The sequence below is a fragment of the Phaeodactylibacter xiamenensis genome (genome assembly GCF_965229835.1).
GTDB classification, from domain to species: domain Bacteria; phylum Bacteroidota; class Bacteroidia; order Chitinophagales; family Saprospiraceae; genus Phaeodactylibacter; species Phaeodactylibacter xiamenensis.
Window position 1 is genome coordinate 6,334,707 of record NZ_OZ245931.1, and the last position, 19,621, is coordinate 6,354,327.

13 protein-coding genes are annotated in these 19,621 nt (G+C 53.0%); 10 read left to right on the plus strand and 3 right to left on the minus strand.

The features are described from left to right. Window positions 1–564 precede the first annotated feature (564 nt). The 7 genes from ACO08I_RS24255 (at window position 565) to ACO08I_RS24285 (ending at window position 12,452) form a co-directional block, all read left to right on the plus strand. A complete protein-coding gene (locus ACO08I_RS24255; RefSeq protein WP_421947366.1) occupies window positions 565–3,717 on the plus strand; it encodes a SusC/RagA family TonB-linked outer membrane protein in 3,153 nt (1,050 codons plus the stop codon). Between the two features lie 21 nt (window positions 3,718–3,738). Continuing rightward, window positions 3,739–5,088: a SusD/RagB family nutrient-binding outer membrane lipoprotein gene (locus ACO08I_RS24260; protein ID WP_421947367.1), complete on the plus strand. Its 1,350-nt coding sequence runs from the start codon at window positions 3,739–3,741 to the stop codon at window positions 5,086–5,088. Window positions 5,089–5,097: 9 nt separating this feature from the next. After that, a complete protein-coding gene (locus ACO08I_RS24265) occupies window positions 5,098–6,018 on the plus strand; it encodes an isoaspartyl peptidase/L-asparaginase family protein (protein WP_282783553.1) in 921 nt (306 codons plus the stop codon). Between the two features lie 307 nt (window positions 6,019–6,325). Then, window positions 6,326–7,186: a DUF1641 domain-containing protein gene (locus ACO08I_RS24270; protein ID WP_282783551.1), complete on the plus strand. Its 861-nt coding sequence runs from the start codon at window positions 6,326–6,328 to the stop codon at window positions 7,184–7,186. An 88-nt stretch (window positions 7,187–7,274) separates the two neighbouring features. After that, a complete protein-coding gene (locus ACO08I_RS24275) occupies window positions 7,275–8,474 on the plus strand; it encodes an FAD-dependent oxidoreductase (RefSeq protein WP_421947368.1) in 1,200 nt (399 codons plus the stop codon). A gap of 658 nt (window positions 8,475–9,132) precedes the next feature. Beyond that, the gene (locus ACO08I_RS24280) at window positions 9,133–10,254 is read left to right on the plus strand and encodes an FIST signal transduction protein (RefSeq protein WP_421947369.1); all 1,122 of its coding nucleotides are present in this window, start codon (window positions 9,133–9,135) and stop codon (window positions 10,252–10,254) included. 128 nt (window positions 10,255–10,382) lie between these two features. Further along, on the plus strand, window positions 10,383–12,452 hold the full coding sequence (locus ACO08I_RS24285; protein WP_282783545.1) for an ATP-binding protein: 2,070 nt from the start codon (window positions 10,383–10,385) through the stop codon (window positions 12,450–12,452). Here ACO08I_RS24285 and cysM read toward each other — a convergent pair. Continuing rightward, complete coding sequence (gene cysM, locus ACO08I_RS24290) at window positions 12,425–13,309, minus strand: cysteine synthase CysM (RefSeq protein ID WP_282783543.1); 885 nt, start codon at window positions 13,307–13,309, stop codon at window positions 12,425–12,427. The genes ACO08I_RS24285 and cysM overlap by 28 nt on opposite strands. Window positions 13,310–13,464: 155 nt before the next feature. Here cysM and ACO08I_RS24295 point away from each other — a divergent pair, with 155 nt between their 5' ends. Then, complete coding sequence (locus ACO08I_RS24295; protein ID WP_282783541.1) at window positions 13,465–14,202, plus strand: DUF3667 domain-containing protein; 738 nt, start codon at window positions 13,465–13,467, stop codon at window positions 14,200–14,202. Between the two features lie 7 nt (window positions 14,203–14,209). Here ACO08I_RS24295 and ACO08I_RS24300 read toward each other — a convergent pair whose 3' ends face one another. Together ACO08I_RS24300 and ACO08I_RS24305 are read right to left on the minus strand one after the other, a co-directional pair. Continuing rightward, a complete protein-coding gene (locus ACO08I_RS24300) occupies window positions 14,210–16,039 on the minus strand; it encodes a UbiD family decarboxylase (RefSeq protein WP_421947370.1) in 1,830 nt (609 codons plus the stop codon). 162 nt (window positions 16,040–16,201) lie between these two features. Next, entirely contained in the window at window positions 16,202–16,864 is a 663-nt protein-coding gene (locus ACO08I_RS24305; RefSeq protein ID WP_282783537.1) for an START domain-containing protein, read from the minus strand. A 141-nt stretch (window positions 16,865–17,005) separates the two neighbouring features. Between ACO08I_RS24305 and thyA the strand changes: the two genes are divergently transcribed. Both thyA and ACO08I_RS24315 read left to right on the plus strand, forming a co-directional pair. Further along, window positions 17,006–17,911: a thymidylate synthase gene (gene thyA / locus ACO08I_RS24310; RefSeq protein WP_421947371.1), complete on the plus strand. Its 906-nt coding sequence runs from the start codon at window positions 17,006–17,008 to the stop codon at window positions 17,909–17,911. A 268-nt stretch (window positions 17,912–18,179) separates the two neighbouring features. After that, window positions 18,180–19,610, plus strand: a complete 1,431-nt coding sequence (locus tag ACO08I_RS24315) for a c-type cytochrome (RefSeq protein WP_421947372.1) — start codon at window positions 18,180–18,182, stop codon at window positions 19,608–19,610. Window positions 19,611–19,621 lie beyond the last annotated feature (11 nt).

Consider the following 19,621-nt stretch of genomic DNA (forward strand, 5'->3'; position numbering starts at 1 on the left):
ATGAATGCCCTGTGAATGGCATCAACAGACCAGAAGGTGCTGTCAATCGCAGTACAGGGAAAAAACTTTACAGGAAGCTTGGTTTAGCAGTCGAAAATAGGCTGCAGGCCCATCAGGCTGAGCTGCTTGTGGGTAGGTTGAGTGGCCTGAGTTTTAACGCAAAATGAGGTACTCATAAATTGGGACTGCTTAAAGTCGAAACCCAAAAGTACGAAAAAAATAATTCTGTTCCATATTTCAGATGGTATTCCTGATTCTCAGCGGGTGATTTTGGTAGTTAAGGCAGGGCAGGCGGGGCTTGATTTTGCAGTTCAGTCACAAATCCATATTTTTGCATCCGGATATAAACGCTAACTATGCAAATCCAGCAAGCCATTTTACCGGTCAAAACGACCCGCTTCCTGCAGGAGACGCCCAGTCTCTCCGGCTTGCAGCCCATATTTGATTGCTAGTCATACTACTCGTTTTCCAGCTTTCCATCGGTCATCAGCAGCTACTGCAATGGCCTGTTCCCTTTTTCTATCTGGCTGATGTGATTCACTCAGTCTTCAAAATATTGTAAACATGTTCAGACCCATCCTTTTGTTGGTCGGCTTGTGCCTGTTGGGAATGTTGCCGCTCGCTGCGCAGCAGACCATAACCGGCACCGTAACGGACGATGCCGATCCGCCTCAGCCGCTCATTGGCGTGAGTGTTTTTGTGAAAGGCAGCCCAAATGTGGGCACTATTACTGATTTCAACGGGGCATTTTCTCTAGATGTAGAGGAGAACGCTTCCACTCTAATCTTTTCTTACATCGGCTACAACCGCCTCGAAGTACCCCTCAATGGCCGGACGAAAATTGACATCCGCATGAGCGAGTCTGCCGAAGTCCTCGATGAGGTGGTGGTCACTGCAGTAGGCATTGAGCGCAGTAAAAAAGCCCTGGGCTACTCTGCTGAAGAAGTGGGGGGCGAAGAGCTGGTCAGTTCCCGGGAGACCAACCTGGTCAATGCCCTAAGCTCAAAGGTGGCGGGTGTTCAGGTTATCAGTAGCTCGGGCAACCCGGGCGCCTCCGCTAACATCGTCATCCGCGGACGGACTTCTCTCAATGAAAACTCTCCGTTGTTCATCATTGATGGCGTGCCTATCGACAACAGCTTCGCGGGCTCGAATTTCACCGATCAGTCCAACCGGGCCATCGACATCAACCCCGACGACATCGAAACCATCAACGTCCTCAAAGGTGGTGCGGCTACCGCCCTCTACGGCGTGCGTGCCGCCAACGGTGCCGTGCTCATCACCACCAAAAAGGGGCGAAAAGGCGGGGGCATCAGCTTCTCTCAGTCCGTGACTTTCGATCAGGTAAACAAACTGCCGGAACAACAACAACTCTTCGCACAAGGCGCCCTCTCCGGAGGCGTACCAGTCTACGCAGGCCCTGGCGAGTCGAACCGCTCCTGGGGCCCGCGCATCGATACCCTGCGCTACGATGGGGATGAATCCTACCGCTACAGCGCTCTCGGACGCATCGTAGGCCAAAGCGATCCCTCCGCTACCGATCGCCGGGTCGTGCCTTTTAATAATCTCGACAACTTCTTCAATACCGGAGTGACATCCAATACCTACCTCAGTGCCAGCGGTGGCGACGGAGAAACCAACTACTTCGTCTCCAGCGGCTACCTGCGCCAAACGGGTATTGTGCCCAACAGTACCTTCGAGCGTTTTACCCTCAAGGTCTCCGGCGATACCCGCATCAACGACCGCCTCAAAGTTTCCGCTTCTGCCAACTACACCAACTCTGGCGGTGACCGCACCAACCGGGGCTCCAACCTGTCTGGCGTAATGCTGGGCCTGACCCGCGCGCCCGTAACCTTCGACATGGCTAATGGTTTTGATAATGCGGAAGATGAGCCCGCTGCCTATTCCTTCCCGGATGGCACACAGCGCACCTATTGGAGCGCCTACGACAACCCCTACTGGTCCGTCAACCGTAACCTGAGCCGCGACCGCGTTAACCGGATTATCGGCAATGCCGGCTTTGAGTATACCTTCACAGACTGGCTCAGCACTTCCTACCGGGCCGGTACGGATTACTACTTTGAGGAGCGGACTTCCTACTGGGACAACAACAGCAACGAATTCGGTACAGGCGTGATCTTCAGCGACCTGTACTCTTATCGCAGTTTCAACTCCGATTTCCTGCTTACCGCTCAGGGCGCCTTGTCACAGGACTTTGATGGCCGCCTGACCCTGGGCCACAACTACTTCAGCGAGCGGGGTTTTTCTAATGTAACGGAAGGGGAAAACTTCATCATACCGGACTTCTACGACATTTCCAACGTCTCTCAGGTCACCTTTGCGGACGACAACGTGACCCGCCGCCGCATCCTGGGCACCTTCTATGACGGCCAGCTGAGCTTCCGGGATTACCTTTACTTCAGCTTCACCGGGCGTTGGGACTGGTCCTCGACCCTGCCTGCTACCGAATTGCCTTTCTTCTACGATAGCTACAGCCTGGGCTTTGTATTCACCGAGCCGCTGGGGCTGGCCACGAATCCGACCTTCTCTTTTGGTAAGTTGCGCTTTTCCTATGCCCGTATTGGTAAAGATGCCTTTGCCTATGCACTGGACAACTTTTTCGTGCTCGGCAGCCCGGTCAAGGGGCAAACCGCTTTCGGCCCGGCGACTTCCATCGGCAATCCCAATCTGCGCCCTGAACAAACCCGGACCCTGGAAATCGGAGCGGACTTACGCTTCTTTCAAAACCGCCTGGGTATTGACTTCACCTGGTATGACCTGGAAAGTGTAGACCAGATTTTGGCTGTGCCCATTACCTTTTCCACGGGCTTCGCTTCAGCTATTACCAACGCGGGCCGGGTACGCAATACCGGTGTGGAAATACAGCTGCGCAGTACTCCGGTCAAAGGCCGCAACTTCAGCTGGGATGTTGACCTCAACTTCACCGCCAATGAGAACACTGTGGAAGAACTGGGCGAAGGGGTGCCTGACCTCAGTTTCGGTTCCGCCGGCGTAGCGTCTACCAACAACCGGGCTATCGAAGGGCAGCCCTTCGGCGTACTCTACGGCACCCGCTGGTCGAGGGATGACAACGGCAACCGCCTCATTGATGCCGATGGCTACCCCATATTTAACCCTCAGGACCCCGGCATCGTGGGCGACCCGAACCCGGACTGGATTATGGGGCTGCGCAATAGTTTCACCTTCAAAGGGCTCTATGTGTCCGCCTTGCTGGACATCCGTCAGGGCGGCGATATCTACAATGGTACCGTGGGCGTTATGCAAAACCTGGGCATTCACAAGAGTACCGAAAACCGGGAGGAAGAGGTGGTCGTCGAAGGCGTGTACGCAGAAGGCACCGTCATTGACGGCGAAGATGTTTCCGGTCAGCCCAATACCACGCCCGTTCGCCTGGATTCCCGTTACTACGGTCGTTATCCTTTTGCCGGGGTTTCCGAAGCTTCGGTTGAAGACGGATCCTGGGTGCGCCTGCGCGAACTGACAGTCAGCTACCGTTTTCCGGAAACGGTTGTCGGCAAGCTGCCCGTACGCAGCCTGGAACTGGGGCTGAGCGGCCGTAACCTGTTCCTGCTTACCGATTACAGTGGCATCGACCCGGAGACCAACCTGGCCGGTGCGAGCAACAGTTTCGGGCGGGACTACTTCAACACCCCCAACACCCGAAGCCTGGGCTTCAACCTGAAAATCGGATTTTAATCAGACCAAAAGATCAGTATTATGACACTTCGAAATATAACCTTCCTTTTCCTGGCAGTCGCCTTTCTGGCTGGCTGCGAGCTGGAGGAAACCAATATCAACCCCAACGACCCCACCGACGTGCCGGTAACCGTCCTCCTGCCTACCGCAATGGAGGAAGCTGCCGAGAACCTGTCTGAAGAAGCGGCTGTCATTGCCGGTATTTTCAGTCAGTACTTTACCGGAGTGGACAACCGGGCGCTCACCGTGGAAAGCTACCTGCTTGACGAGGCTTTCAATATGAACCCTATCTGGCAGGACTTCTACAACGGCCCCCTCAATGTCCTCAACATCATCATCGAAAAATCGGAAGCCGATGGATCGGCCCATTACGCTGGCGTCGCCAAAGTGCTAATGGCGCTCAATCTGGGCACTGCGGCTTCCCTTTGGGGCGATATTCCCTACACGCAGGCCTTTCAGGGCGGGGCCAACTTCAGCCCATCCTACGATCCGCAGGAAACCGTATACGCTGAAGTACAAGCCTTGCTGGACGAAGCTATTCAGAACCTGCAGGCCGAAAGCACGGTCTCTCCCGGTGATGATGATGTCATCTATCAGGGTGACCTGGGCCGCTGGGTCAAAGCGGCCCATGCGCTCAAAGCCCGCTATTACATGCACACTATCAAGCGGGATGCAGAGGCTCCTGCCAAAGCGCTGGATGCCATCGCCAATGCTTTTCAATCATCTTCAGAGAGCCTGATCTACACCTTTGGTTTTACCGAAGCCGAACAAAACCCCTGGTTCATCTATTTCAAAAACACGCCTTACGTAGAAATCGACCCGTTTTTCTCTGACTTGCTCGATGAGCTGGAAGACCCCAGGGAAAGCAGGCTCATCCGCCGGTCCTTTGGGCTGGAGCGCGTAGGCGATTTCTATGCTGCTGAGGATGCTTCCGTGCCCATCATCACCTACGCTGAGCTAAAGATGCTGGAAGCAGAGGCCCGGCTGAGAGCAGGGGAGGGGGACGCTGAAGCCGCCCTGCAGGAAGGCGTGCGCACCCACATCGAGGAAGTCACCGGCGGCATTCCGGATGAGGAAATGGATGCCTATTTGGATGCCCACGCCACCTTGTCGGGCGATACGGAAGACAACCTGCGCACCGTACTGCAGCAGCTCTACATCGCCCATTTCACGCAGGTGGAAGGCTGGACCGGTTACCGCCGTACGGGCTTCCCGGAACTTTCCCCCAATCCAAATGGTGAAAACCCCCAGAATCCCGGTGGCGATATCCCGCGCCGGTTCATTTACCCCCAAAACGAACGCCTATTCAATAACAGCTTCCCCGCTGAGAACCCCAACCTTCAGGACCGGTTCTGGTGGGATGCCGAGTAAAACCAATTTATGTCAACTTATTCTCTAGCGATACACGGCGGTGCCGGCACTATCCTCCGTTCTGAAATGACCGAAGATCAGGAGGCGTCCCACCGCCGCGCCTTACTGCAAGCCCTCGCAGCCGGCGAGCAGGTTCTTGCCGCCGGGGGCAGCGCTCTCACTGCGGTGGAGACTGCCGTCAAAAGCCTCGAAGACTGTGAGTACTTCAATGCTGGCCGCGGCTCTGTCTTCACCCACGATGGCCGCAATGAAATGGATGCTTCTATCATGTGCGGGGCCACTCTAAACGCCGGCGCTGTAGCCATGGTGGAAGGCGTGAAAAACCCCATCTCCCTTTCCCGCATGGTGATGGAGCGCAGCGACCATGTATTCCTCTGCGGCCCCGGTGCTCAGGAATTTGCCCGCGACCTTGAGGTGCCTATTCTCGAACCCGATTATTTCTTTTCAGATTTCCGCTATCAGCAACTGGAAGAAGCCCGGGCGAAGAACCGCGTGCAGCTTGACCACAGTGATAAATTTGGGACCGTTGGTGCCGTAGCCCTTGACTTACAGGGGAATTTGGCAGCAGCCACTTCCACCGGAGGGCTGACCAACAAACGCTACGGCAGGGTAGGGGACAGCTCCGTTATCGGGGCAGGCACCTACGCCAATAATGCGACCTGCGCCGTATCCTGCACTGGCTACGGCGAGTACTTCCTGCGTGGTGTGGTTGCCTACGATGTTTCCTGCCTTATGGAGTATCAGGGGCTTTCCCTGGCCGAAGCCGCCGACCGCGTCATCAACCACAAGCAAGCCGCTATGGGCGGTGATGGCGGCCTGATCGCCGTAGACCAAAAGGGGCAGATTGCCCTGCCTTTCAATTCCGAGGGAATGTACCGGGGCTGGGTCCGGAAAGGTGGAAAGGCTGGTGTTGCGATTTACCGATCGTGATTCATGTCCCGGGCTAATGCTTTGAAGAGCGGCGTTGTCTGATTGTACGGGCGACGCCGCTTATGTTTGGGTTGTTGTTGCCTGATAACTGATAGCCGCTATAGCCCTATCCCGGGGAGTTATAGTACTTTTTACTGATCCGGCGGAGTGTTGCTGGCATCTATGTTCATACTTTCATATATTTGAAAGTGTAGTCATAGTCTAATCAGAAATCCGGATATTTTGGTCCTGGACACCACTGATTGGGTTTGAGGGAAACACTTCAAAGCATTGGCTGCGACATACTGAAAGCAAAACAAAGAACATTATGGGAGCTAATGGAACCGCAACCTGGACCGAAACGGAAGCCGGGTACCAACTACAGGAGCGGCTGAACAGTGAAAAAACACTAAAGGCGCTGGATCACCTTCTTTCACGCATCGAAACAATGGAAACAGCCGTAGACCGGCTGGCTACTGCTTTGGAGCAGGGGCCGGGTCTCATTAGCATGGCTGCTGATATCACAGATGATGCCATACAGCAAGCCCGCAGCCGGGGCGTGGACCCCGCTGAGCGCCTCGAAAATGCCCTTCATATTGCAGAAAAGCTCACGGCTCCGGAAATGGTAGAGAAACTGGACAAAGTGATTGCCATGACGGATCAGGTCCCCGGGCTTATGAGCATGATGGGCGATATCCTGGATGACGGCTGCTGTCAGGCTGCCGATAATGGCATTGATATCCCGGCCCGTCTAAGTGCTGTAGCTGAGCTGGTAGAGAAAGTGACCCGCCCGGAGACCCTCAGCAAAATCAATCAACTCATTGAGCTTTCCGAAAAATTGCCTGGCTTTGCCTCTATGGGCATAGATATGCTCGACGAGGGTTATCAGAGGGCCGCTGCCCGTGGAGTAGACTGGACGACGCTCAATGAGCATGGCCTGGAAATGCTCACTGCCCTGACCAAACTGCTGACTTCTGAAGAGTTCAAGGCGCTCATGCAGAGTGGCGTCCTTGATCCTTGTACGATCAGGGTGGTCGCCAAGGCAGGGGAAGCGATGGTGGACAGTAACCGGGAGCCGGTTAAGCCAGCGGGTATCTGGGCTATGCTTACCGGCATGGCGGACAAGGACCGTCAGCGGGCACTGGGCTTCCTGTTGTCCTTCTCCAAACATTTTGGCAAGCGGTTCTAATCTGCCGCAACGTTAGCACGGGTACGCTCTGCGGTACTGGCTTGCTGCAGGGCGCACCTGCTGAATCCTTTCCAAATTAAAAAAGTGAATGAACATGGCACATTATCAAGTCGTCATTGTCGGGGCAGGCTCTGCAGGCCTTACCGTTGCCTCGCAGCTTATGAATACGCCCAAACCGCCGCAGGTTGCCATTATCGACCCGGCTGAGAAACACTACTATCAACCTTTATGGACGCTTGTCGGCGCCGGCATTTTCCCGAAGGAAGAGTCCGAACGCGATCAGGCTGACTTTATCCCCTACGGTGCCACCTGGATAAAGGAATACGTCGATAGCTTCCAGCCGAAAAAGAATGCGCTGACCCTCAAAAACGGAGAAAGTATTTCCTACGAGGTGCTGGTCGTCGCTGCCGGTATTCAGATCGACTGGGATAAAATCCCGGGGCTGAAGGAAAGCGTCGGCAAGCCGGGCACCGGCGTCGTGAGCAACTACGCTTACGAAACGGTAGATGCCACCTGGGAGGCGATCCGAAACCTCAAAAGCGGCAACGCCATCTTTACCCACCCCTCCACGCCGATCAAGTGCGGGGGCGCTCCGCTGAAGATCTGTTTCCTGGCCGAAGAGCACTGGTCAAAAGCCGGCGTACGCAAAAACGTTAACGTCAAGTTTGTCAAAGCCGGCCCTGGCATCTTTGCGGTGAAAAAGTATGCCGAGTCCCTGACTAAAGTGGCCGACCGCAAAAACATAGAGCGCGTATGGCAAACTGAGCTGATCGCCCTGCGCCCGGACCAGAAAGAAGCGGTATTCAAAAACCTGGAGACCGCTGAAGAAACGGTAATGTCTTACGAAATGATCCACGTGACCCCACCGATGAGTGCACCGGCTTTTATCGCCAACAGCCCGCTCGCTGCGGAAAACGGTTGGGTGGAGGTCAATAAGGAAACCACACAGCATACTCGTTTTGATAATGTCTTTGCCCTGGGCGATTGCAGCAACCTTCCAACTTCCAAGACAGGCGCAGCTATCCGCAAGCAGGGCCCTGTGACAGTCGCAAACGTACTGGCTTATCTTGGAGGCAAAGAGATGAGCAAAAAATATGACGGTTATACCTCCTGCCCGTTAGTTACGGGCTATGGCAGCCTGATCCTGGCTGAGTTTGATTACGACAAGCAGCCCATGGAGTCCTTCCCCTTCGATCAGTCGAAGGAACGGTACAGCATGTATGCCTTAAAAGCCTATGGCTTGCCGCGAATGTACTGGCATGGGATGCTCAAAGGGCGGGAGTTTTAGCCGGTGTAGCACTTACCATTAGCTTTAGTGCCCGGGTGCTGGTAATTCAGTATCCGGGCATTTGTGGTTGTATGGCTGTGCCTGGCGTGGTTTTTATTATGAAAGTCAATTCGCTGTGGTAAGATAACGGAGAGCCTGTACTCCATTCTGCGGTATTCAAAAGCCCCTGATTAGCAAGTGGTGCAGGCGGCAAATATAGCCTGAGCGGAAGCTTCAATTGCCGGGAGACCTATGTCAGCTGATGGATGGTTTAGGAGGGTAAACCAGTGAAATTGGGAGGGAATGCGCCCCTTTGCGCTCACATTAGCGAAAAAAAATTTTGAATGTGGGGTAGTTTTTATACCTTTATGGCTAGCTATACATTTACCTGTTAGAGTATTCCCCCATATAGTCCTCAGGACACCTCCAAAGTCCACCTTTCTTAACCTAGTATACCTTTCCTGATTTATGCCGGAGGCTTTTCCAGCCGCAGCCCCTGTCCAACGTGAGAGACAGACTGTTACGACAGGGTAGCGCGCCTTACTACGTCCGGTCTATATCTCCCTCAACTACGTAAACTAAATAGTTTGCGAAGACCACTTGTCTGCTTAGCCATTCTACTTCCAAAGCTATTGAAAAGGCATTGTGCGCACTGCTCAATGCGAAATCTATATGGAAAATGTACGTTCAGTCAGAAAATCCTGTTGAAATCACCGAGGCGATCCTGAAGATGGATATACGTCCGAAGGACCTTATCGTTTTACTTGTGGCTGAATCAGACAACTTGAATCTTCAGGCTTTAATCGATAGGCTTAATGAGGCCGGCGTCTCTTTTATAGGGGGCATTTTTCCGGGGGTTATCCACAACAGTACCCTGCACAAAGTGGGGGTTGTGGTTAAAAAACTGCAGTCTGTCAGTGCACCGGTTATCATACAAGGGCTGAATACGTCTGATTATAGATGGCCAGATTTCACCCCTACGCTTTCCGGGTTGGAAAAGAAAGTGACGGCATGGATTATGATTGATGGCCTGATGCCCAACATAGCATCCTTTCTTTCCGGCCTTTATGACCGGCTCGGAGACCGGGTCAACTTTATAGGCGGCGGTGCAGGGTCACTGACGCTTGAACAAAAGCCATGTTTGCTTACGCCTAATGGACTGCTACAGGATGCGGCCGTTATCGCATTACTGGATTATGATACTCATCTGGGCGTTAAGCATGGTTGGAAGCGTTTGGCCGGGCCGATTGTAGCGACCCGGACTTCCCATAATATCATTTACGAGCTCAATTGGGAAGAGGCTTTTACTGTTTATAAAAACTACGTGGAAAAGGATTGCGACTGTAAAATGAGCCCGGCTAATTTTTTTGAAATTTCGAAGTGCTATCCATTCGGGATTTCAAAATCAAATGCTGAGGAAGTCGTGAGAGATCCCATTTCCGTCAACAGTGATGGAGGATTGGTTTGTGTGGGCGAGGTCCCGGAAAACACAGTGCTGAATATTATGAAAGGTATTCCGGAAAACCTCATTGCCGCTGCTGCTGAAGCCGTGGAAGAGACCCTAAACCAATCCGCGCACAATGACTATGTGAGGCATACAATGGTGGTTGACTGTGTATCGCGGGCACTTTTTCTGGAGGACCGGCACGAAGAGGAGCTGGAACAGATCAGCAGGCGGATCAAAGCAGTGCGCCCGGAAGTTAGCCCGCAGGGCATGCTTAGTCTGGGCGAGATCTCTTCTTACGGAGAGGGCTATCTGGAATTTTTTAATAAAACAATCGTTATAGGCTCACTTTACTGATGCCAACAGCTTTGCAGCATACACCCAAAAACCCAGCAAACAAACACAAACACTGAAACAGCACACTCGACACAAACCAATGGACTTGGTCTGTGAACAGGTGCTCTGAACAACAACACTTAATAAAAATGGATAAGATCGTTCGCGAAATATCCGATCTGTATGAATTGTCGCTGTCCATTGGTGCAGGCCTTGATGCTTACTCCAACTGCGAGCAGTTCCTCTCCGTCTTGTTAGCTCGCCGCAACCTGGCTTACGGTGCGGTATGGGTGGCACAGCAGGGGCTTCAGCTGGAACCTGAGTCTTATCAACTGTTGTGTGCACGGCCTGCCTGCAAGGCTGCTCAGGCCATGCTACCGGCTGCTCATCCAATTATTAGGGCATTAGACCAGGACGCCATACAGGTCTGGCCTGCTAAAGAAGCTCCTTTCTCAGGCTTTCTGGAGGCTAATCAAATCAACAAAGGTTACGTTGCCCTTTTGCTATTGGGCCCCGGAGCGTTTATGCTTCTTCAGGGCGTTGCGGAGGCTGCTTTGTCGGTCCGTTCCCTGCGGCAGTTGAGGCCGGTGCTCAAGAAGTTTGCTGTAGCTATTGAAGGTTGCATGGCACACGAGCGGTTGCGGGAGGAAACGCGTCAGCGTAAAGCCGCTCAGGAGCAGGCGGAAGTGGCCCGACGGGCGCAGCAACAATTCCTGGCTAATGTCAGCCACGAAATCCGCACGCCTATGAATGCGATGCTGGGCATGGTCCACCTACTGCGCGACACCAATTTGGACAGCCATCAGCAGGAATACCTCAATGTCATGCGGTTTGCTTCTGACAACCTCATGGACCTCATCAACAACATCCTGGATGCTTCCAAAATTGAAGCCGGGGAGGTTGTCCTTGACCCAAAGCCATTCGATCTGCATGGCTTGTTCAGTGGGCTGCATCAGTCCTGGCAACTGCGCATCAAAGATAAGCCGGTACAAGTGCTGTATGAGCAGGACTTGCCGGAGGGCACTTCTTTTATCGGAGACTCCATGCGCCTGCAACAGGTCCTGAACAACCTGTTGAATAACGCCAGCAAGTTTACTGAATCCGGTACTATTACCTTGTCTGTACGCATGCTCAGCCAGCGGGGGGACAAGGCCGACCTGCAAATAAAAGTAGGCGATACCGGGCAGGGCATTGAAGCGGAGCATCTGCCACATATTTTCGATCAGTTTAAGCAAGGGCGGAAAGCGGTAGGGCAGGGACATGCCGGCACAGGCCTGGGCTTGTCTATCGTACGTGAGTTACTGGCCCTGATGGATGGCGTGATTTCCGTGGAAAGCGAACCTGGGAAAGGGTCCGTATTTACCATTGATCTGACCCTGCCGGTTCAAAAGCAGGTCGCCACAGCACCGGTCGCTCCAACGCCAGCTGGCCAAAACAAGCTGGCGGGCATCAACGTACTGGTGGCTGAGGACAACCGGATGAACCAGAAACTCGTGGAGCGGATTCTTGAAAAATTTGGTTGCGAAGCTGAAATCGTCCCCGATGGGCTGGAGGCTATACGCCGCTGTTTGCATAAGAAGTACGATATCATTTTGATGGATATTCATATGCCCAAAATGGACGGGCTGGAGGCATCGAAGCGTATCCGGGTAGCCGGCAAGAACAAAAAGACACCAATCGTGGCCCTTACGGCAGCCGCCCTGCTTGAAGAGCGCAATCATGGGCTGGCTTCCGGCATGAACGATTTTGTGACTAAGCCTTTTGCTCCGGATTTACTCCGCCGGGTGATGGTTAAATGGCTGGAGGATACCGCTCCGCAGGGCGAAGAGGATCATGCACCGCAGGCGGAAGAGTCCCCGGCAGAGCAGATTGACCTTTCGTACCTGCACGCGATGAGTGGTGGCGATGAGGCATTTATCCAGGATATGATTCAGACTTTCCTGAAGGAAATACCTGAGATGATCCAGCAGGTGGAAACAAACCTGCAGGATCAACTTGCGGAAGGGCTCTACAGCGTTGTTCACAAATTCAAGCCCAGCTTGTCTATGCTTGGGCTAAAACAGCAGGAAAAAGCCTGCGCCACGATAGAACGGATGACCAAAGAGAACCTACCTGACTGGACGGCGCTGCGATCAGCCTGCCATAAGCTTTTAAGCGTGGTCGGCAAAGCCCAGCACGACCTGCAGCACCATCATTCAAAAATACCGGAAGAAAGATAGCGGTCGCCACGGTCGCAAATGATGCAGACGATCAGCCCCTCATCAAGGTTTTCTGTCAGGCGGGCAGCCGCCGTAACCGCCCCTCCGCTGCTCATGCCGGCAAAGATAGCTTCTTCCTGCGCCAGCCTGCGCATCATAGCTTGCGCATCGTCCTGAGAGACATCAATGATCTGGTCTACCCGCTCCGGGTCATAAATTTTGGGCAGAAACTCCGGTGACCATCGCCGGATACCGGGTATGCTGGAGCCATCGGTTGGCTGTACGCCTACGATCTGAATATCCGGGTTCTGCTCCTTCAAAAAGCGGGAGGTGCCCATGATGGTGCCAGTCGTGCCCATGCTGGAAACGAAGTGGGTGACCTGCTCTTTGGTGTCCCGCCAAATTTCCGGCCCGGTGGTATGGTAGTGGGCGCCCCAGTTGTCAGGATTGGCAAACTGGTTGAGCATGAAATAACCGCCCTCGGCTACCATCTCTTCCGCCACCTGCCTGGAATACTCAATCCCGCCTTTCTCCCCCGGCGTAAGAATGACCTCTGCCCCGTAAGCCCGCATGGCTTGTGCCCGCTCTGCAGTAGCCGTATCTGGCATGAGCAGCGTGATTTCAATACCAAAGCTCCGGGCAATCATCGCCAGCGCAATGCCGGTATTCCCACTTGTGGCTTCCACCAGCTTCATGCCAGGCTTCAGGTCTCCCCGGTCCACGGCTCCCTTAATCATGCCATAAGCCGCCCGGTCTTTCACGCTTCCGCCCGGGTTTTGCCCCTCGAGCTTCCCAAAGACGCGTACGCCCGGTTTGTTAATGATATTCTTGATTTCTACCAGAGGGGTATTGCCAACGAGCTGAAGGATGGAAGACATGGCTTGAGTTTTATCTTGAGGTTACTTATAGTTTTAGATAACGATCTTTTCGATATTTGGGTTGGATTTGCACCCGCTAAAGTTTTACGACCAAAATAGTCAAAAATGGATCCCACGCCCAAAAAAGCCTTAACTTCATAGCTCAAAGCTCGAATATGTCTGCTTCAACCACCTGCACCATCTGCCAAACCAAACTACAGGGCGATTATTGCTCCTCCTGCGGTCAGCGCTACCTTGGCAGGCGCGTCAACGCCTGGGATGTGATCGGTGGCTGGCTGTCAGGCCTGCTGCTGCCGGAGCGCTCCCTGCTGGGCACCTTCCGGCAATTATTGGCCAATCCCCGCTACATCGTCAATAACTACTGGTCCGGGTTTCGGGGGTACTACCTGTCGCCCAGCCAGCTGGTGGTGTACATGCTCTTCGTTTTCGGTCTTCACCTGGCTTTGGTCAACCAGGAAATCCTGGGCATTACGGTGAATGTGAGTGGGGTTTCAGATTCCCTAAAGTCGTTCCTTTCGCCTCAGCTATTCCTGTTCCTGCTGATGATCCCGATGCTGGGCCTCTCCACAGCTGCTGTCTACTACCGGCATAAGCATAGTTTCCCGGAGCATTTCACTGCCGCTATCTATCTTTTTGCACTTTGGGCCATCCTGTTCACTCTGCTTACCGATACGCTCTACCTGCTCTTAGGCATGGAGCTGGGGTCTTTGCCTTTCTGGTTCTTTGGTGCAGTATTCCTCTGGAGTGCACGAGTGTTTAGCCCCGAAGGCAGCGCCTGGTACCGGGTGTTGTTAAATGCAGTCCTTTCTATCCTTATGCTTGCCCTTATTTTCGCTATCCTGCTCGGCATTGCCTATTTGCTGGACCCGGAAGGGGCGATAGAGCAGGGGTAGTTGCATATTACCCCCACTTTTCCAGTAATCCACCTTTTTTGAAGAAACGGTCGGCCTTCGCTTCCGCTTCCTTGTCCGTAATCAAAGGCGGAGCATGGTGCGGCTTAATCCGCGCATCAATAATCACGGGGCCCCGGCAGCCCCAATGCTTGTGCTCCACAAAGGCATCCACGCCGTGAATGTCGTGAGAGGGGTTGGCCCGGGTAAAAGCCGCCCAAAGGAAATTGTTGACCGGTCCGCTGAGGAAGTCGCTGTCATCGCAGAGGACAATCATCGGGATGCCCGACCAGTCAAAGGGGCGAAGGTGATGAGCCAGGGTTTCCGCTTCTTCATAGGAAGCTTCACCGTTAAATGCAGGCCCCTGTACCGCCAGTATCCCCGGCTGCACAAACTTCGGATTGCTAAATCCGCTGGGCAGGCTGAGATCAACCGGAAGTTCGGCGCTCAACTCGCGGCGCTTATCCCCGCAGCAGGCCACAATGACCTTGGAACCGGCATTCCACCCGCTACCGGAATAATCAAGCGTGTCAATGGTTGTTTTAGTCTGAAAGTGCAAATCCCGGGTCAGGTCAATGCGCTCCAGCACGTGCCGGAAAAAGGCGGGAATGTCATGCGTGCTAAGGTTTGGCGCGTCTCCATCGGCAGCGATAAAGAGGAACTTGGCCAGGGAAGTCTGCCCGGAGCCAATGATGCGGTTCGCCTGCGTGAGGATTTCTTCCGGCTTGCGCTCCCGGAATGGCATATACCGTTCACTGCCAATTGCCAGTAACAAAGGGTGCACGCCCGCCGCGTCCACCGCATTAATCTCTTTGATCCCCGGAAATTCCTGAGGTGTCAGCAATTTGACCAGCTGATGGATGAGGTAGCCAAAGCTTGAGTCTTCTTGCGGTGGCCGGCCCACCACCGTAAAGTGCCAGACGGCATCCTTGCGGTGGTATACTTTCTCCACCTCCATCACCGGGAAGTCGTGCTCTAAGCTATAGTAGCCCAGGTGGTCACCGAATGGCCCTTCCGGCTTTTTCTCTCCTTTGCGGATGATGCCCGTGATGACAAAGTCGGCATCAGCAGAAAGGACATGCCCGTTCTGCCGTACATAGCGGAAACGCCGCCCGCCCAGCATCCCGGCGAAGGTCAGCTCCGAAAGCCCTTCCGGCAACGGCATGATAGCCGAGAAGGCATGTGAAGGTGGCCCGCCTACAAAAATGGACGCCCGGAAGGGTTCGTCGCTATTGTTGTATTGGGTATGGTGCACCCCGATGCCCCGGTGAATCTGATAGTGCATGCCCACTTCCTTGTCCGGCACATACTCGTTGCCCGACAGCTGAATGCGGTACATGCCCAGGTTGGACTGCATGATACTTTTTTCCCCCGGAGGCAGAGTAAACACCTGAGGCAGAGTGACAAAAGCCCCGCCATCCATCGGCCAGGACTTAATTTGCGGCAGCTGGCTGACTGTAGTGGTACCGTGCAGTATAGGCGCGCCCATCCGTTTTTGCATGGGCAGGGCCGAAACAGCGGTGAAGGGTGCCGACAGGTAACGCATAGGGTTTTTGAGGAGATTGGCCGGGTCTGCCTTGAGCTCAATGACTTTTTGCACCTTGTCTATAGTATGACGGAACAGAAACTCCGTCCGCTCAAAAGTCCCGTAAATATTAGACAGGGCAGGGAAAGGGCTGCCTTTTACGTTTTCAAAAAACAGCGCAGGCCCCTCCGCATCATAAATACGGCGGTGGATACTGGCGATTTCCAGATTGGGGTCTACTTCCTCTTTGATGCGGACAAGTTTGCCGTGGCGTTCCAGGTCGCGCACCGCTTCCATCATACTGCGGTAAGCCATAATTCCAATGGGTTAAGTCGTAAATACCTGACTATTTAAAGTGCAACATGAACAGCGGCTTCATAAGTGGAAAAACCAGCAAGTTATTCGGGCCAGTCGCACTAGTGTAGTCGTTTTTCCGGGAAAGTCAACACCGGTGGTGCAGGAAAGTTGGGCGAAGTCTTACTTCAAAAAGGCGAACTTCGCATTCTGATATTTCTCTGACTTTAGCATTTCCCGCATACCTTTTACCGTATTCACCGGGCCATTGTCCACCACCATATTGACGAGCCAGGTGGGAATGGCGCCTCCGGGGTCAGAATGCAGGCGGTAGCTCATTTGGGTTTTACTGTTCGAAATGGGGGTCAGTTCATAGTGGATGTCGAGGTTTCGGATGCGGACGACATCTTCCGTTTGTTCCTTTTGGTCGGGCTTGCCCTTTACATCAATATAGACCATCCGGGTTTCCGGGTCTTGCCGCAGCCGGCTTTGCGCAATAAAGTCCCGGTCGCTCATAGGCCACGGGAAGTCCACCCTGCAATAATAGAGGCTGGCTTTGTCCTCCGCAGGCTTTAACCGGTAAGCCTCCTGGCACTTGTAAATCCACTCTTCGTACACGGGGACATCTTTAAGTACGGCCACCACCGCATGCAGGGAAGCATCAAGCGTCGTTTCAATTTTAATCTCCTTGACATCCGAGTTGGCGGCGTCTCTGACGTAAACGTTCAGCCCGTCAGATTGGCGTTTGAGTTCCCACCCTTTGTTATCCTGTGCGGCAGAATGGCCATAGAAAAGACATAAAAGGCTGAAAACAAGAAGTTTAAGCGCGGAAGTGCTGTTTGTCATCGAAAAATTATTTTTATTTTTAACGCTTAAGTACTGTGCTGGTTGTCGGACCTTTTTATTTTTGTCCAACATTTTTACCACCCGGCGCATAGTCCCATCAAGCCAAAGCCACAAAATTGGCGCAAACAAAAAGCATTTAGCATGCAGGCGTACCACGAGCTATTGCAGCATATCCTGGACAATGGAGTCCGCAAAGGTGACCGTACCGGCGTAGGTACAATCAGTGTCTTTGGGTACCAAATGCATATTGATCTGGCTGAAGGCTTCCCGCTGCTTACCACCAAGAAAGTCCATTATAAGTCTATTCTGCACGAACTGTTGTGGTTCCTGCAGGGGGACACCAATATTCGTTACCTCGTCCAAAATGGCGTCCGGATCTGGAACGAGTGGCCCTTTCAGTATTACCTTAGTGCAAATGGGCTGGAAGACCGCTACCCCAAATACAGCCCCGAGTGGAAAAATGAATTGAAAGCGTTTGAGGAAAAAATTAAGGAAGATGGAGCTTTCGCCGAGAAATGGGGAGAGCTGGGCCCGGTATATGGCCGGCAGTGGCGCAACTTCGGGGGGGTAGACCAAATTGCTGATGTTGTAGCGCAAATTAAGCGCAACCCGGATTCCCGCCGCCACATCGTTACGGCCTGGAACCCGCAGGATATACCGGCTATGGCTCAATCAGGCCTGCCGCCCTGCCATGTGCTGTTCCAGTTTTATGTAGCGGAGGGCAGGCTGTCCTGTCAGCTGTACCAGAGGTCAGCCGATGTATTCCTGGGCGTGCCCTTCAACATCGCCTCCTATGCACTTTTAACGATGATGGTGGCACAGGTTTGCGAACTGAAACCCGGGACATTTGTCCATACATTTGGAGACGTGCATTTGTACAGTAACCACATAGACCAAGCCCGGCTGCAACTTACGAGAACACCGCGTAAGTTGCCAATGATGAATATCAACCCTGAGGTGAAAAACCTCTTTGGGTTTACCTTTTCAGACTTTGAACTGAAGGGTTACGACCCTCATCCTGCTATCCGTGCGCAAGTGGCAGTCTGAGTGTTAGAATCATACCCAAGCGGTATATATTAATTTAATTTTGTTCATATATTTTCTGAGCAAACAATATTGCGCAAACGAGGATTTTAAAGCCTTCCTCAAGTCAAGTTTTTCGGGCGGTTAACGCCTTGTTTAGATAAGATCTAAATAGTGGAAGGTTTCGGACTTTTATTGTTAAATGAGTGCAGTGCATTCTATATTTGCGCTGACAATAGAATGACAGAACAAGCAATTGTCGATTTACCATAAAACTATAAGCATCATAGAGATGACATATAAGCAGTTGATTAGCCGAGTCCTTTTCCTCTTGGCGATGGCAGTTTTTGCACTGCCGGCAATGGCTCAGGAAGAAGGTGATGGTGGAGGTGCCGTAAATATTGACGAGGGCAAAACGCTCTTCCGTAATTATTGCGCGACCTGCCACAACAAGAACATGAAGGATGACCTGACTGGCCCTGCACTGGGCGGCGTTGAAGAACGCTGGGCGGATTATCCACAGGAAGACCTCTACAAGTGGATCCGTCAGTCTCAGGCCATGATTAACGAAGGGCACCCCCGTGCCGTTGAGCTTTGGGAAGAGTGGAAGCCAACCGTGATGAACAACTTCCTGAACCTTAGCGATTCGGAAATTGATAACATTTTGGCCTATATCGAAGCCGTTTATACCGGAGCGGACAAAAAGAACGTTGCCGGGGGCGAAGCTGCGGTGGCTGTTGTGGAAGAAAAACCCAACAACACACCTCTATTCATCGCACTTGCTGTCATCCTGGCTATCCTTGCAGTCGTACTGGCGCGCATCGTTTCCAACCTTAATTATATGTTACAAGTGCGTGAGGGCAACTCTGACGCCCGCCGTACTTCTCTGGTTGAGATTCTGACGAGCAAAGGGCTGATCGCATTTGTTATTTTCGCGCTGGTTGTACTGGGTGGTTACACTACCGTCAACAACGCAATTATGCTCGGCCGTCAGCAGGGATACGCTCCGGAGCAGCCGATCAAATTCTCACACCAAACGCATGCCGGCATTCAGAAAATCGATTGTCAGTACTGCCACGATGGTGCCCGCCGCTCCAAGCACTCCGTCATTCCTGCAGCAAACACCTGTATGAACTGCCACCGTGCTATCAAGGTCGGCTCTCAGTACGGTACTGCCGAGCTGACTAAAATATATGCTTCTATCGGTTACGATCCTTCTTCTGATACCTACCTCGACAACTACGAGGAGATGAATCAGGACGACATCGAGAAGGTCTACAAAAAATGGATCGCTGATACTTACGTCAAAGAGAATGGCTCTATTGACAGCAAAGGAGAAGAGCTCATCGAAGAGCAGTGGGAGGGCATTGTCTCCTCACTGACCAATCCACATAAAAAGAAGATTCAGGGACCTATTGAGTGGGTGCGCATTCACAACCTGCCGGACCACGTGTACTTCAACCACGCACAGCACGTGACGGTCGGTCAGCTGGAATGTCAGACCTGCCACGGCCCAATGGAAGAATGGGAAGTTGCCAAGCAGCATTCTCCGCTTTCTATGGGCTGGTGCATCAACTGCCACCGTCAGACGGAGGTACAGTTTGATGACAATGAGTATTATAAGTCTTACACTCGTTACCATGAGGAAATCGCCAGCGGCGAGCGTGAAAAGGTGACGGTCGAAGACATTGGCGGTCTTGAGTGCCAGAAGTGCCACTATTAAACCTCATTAGC

What these genes read in the sequence shown, in the direction of transcription:
- ACO08I_RS24270 (WP_282783551.1), top strand. Translation starts at nt 6,326, where the DNA reads ATGGGAGCTAATGGAACCGCAACCTGGACCGAAACGGAAGCCGGGTAC.
- ACO08I_RS24280 (WP_421947369.1), top strand. Translation starts at nt 9,133, where the DNA reads ATGTACGTTCAGTCAGAAAATCCTGTTGAAATCACCGAGGCGATCCTG.
- ACO08I_RS24305 (WP_282783537.1), bottom strand. Translation starts at nt 16,864, where the DNA reads ATGACAAACAGCACTTCCGCGCTTAAACTTCTTGTTTTCAGCCTTTTA.
- ACO08I_RS24275 (WP_421947368.1), top strand. Translation starts at nt 7,275, where the DNA reads ATGAACATGGCACATTATCAAGTCGTCATTGTCGGGGCAGGCTCTGCA.
- ACO08I_RS24315 (WP_421947372.1), top strand. Translation starts at nt 18,180, where the DNA reads ATGACATATAAGCAGTTGATTAGCCGAGTCCTTTTCCTCTTGGCGATG.
- ACO08I_RS24295 (WP_282783541.1), top strand. Translation starts at nt 13,465, where the DNA reads ATGTCTGCTTCAACCACCTGCACCATCTGCCAAACCAAACTACAGGGC.
- ACO08I_RS24285 (WP_282783545.1), top strand. Translation starts at nt 10,383, where the DNA reads ATGGATAAGATCGTTCGCGAAATATCCGATCTGTATGAATTGTCGCTG.
- ACO08I_RS24260 (WP_421947367.1), top strand. Translation starts at nt 3,739, where the DNA reads ATGACACTTCGAAATATAACCTTCCTTTTCCTGGCAGTCGCCTTTCTG.
- ACO08I_RS24255 (WP_421947366.1), top strand. Translation starts at nt 565, where the DNA reads ATGTTCAGACCCATCCTTTTGTTGGTCGGCTTGTGCCTGTTGGGAATG.
- thyA (WP_421947371.1), top strand. Translation starts at nt 17,006, where the DNA reads ATGCAGGCGTACCACGAGCTATTGCAGCATATCCTGGACAATGGAGTC.
- ACO08I_RS24265 (WP_282783553.1), top strand. Translation starts at nt 5,098, where the DNA reads ATGTCAACTTATTCTCTAGCGATACACGGCGGTGCCGGCACTATCCTC.
- cysM (WP_282783543.1), bottom strand. Translation starts at nt 13,309, where the DNA reads ATGTCTTCCATCCTTCAGCTCGTTGGCAATACCCCTCTGGTAGAAATC.
- ACO08I_RS24300 (WP_421947370.1), bottom strand. Translation starts at nt 16,039, where the DNA reads ATGGCTTACCGCAGTATGATGGAAGCGGTGCGCGACCTGGAACGCCAC.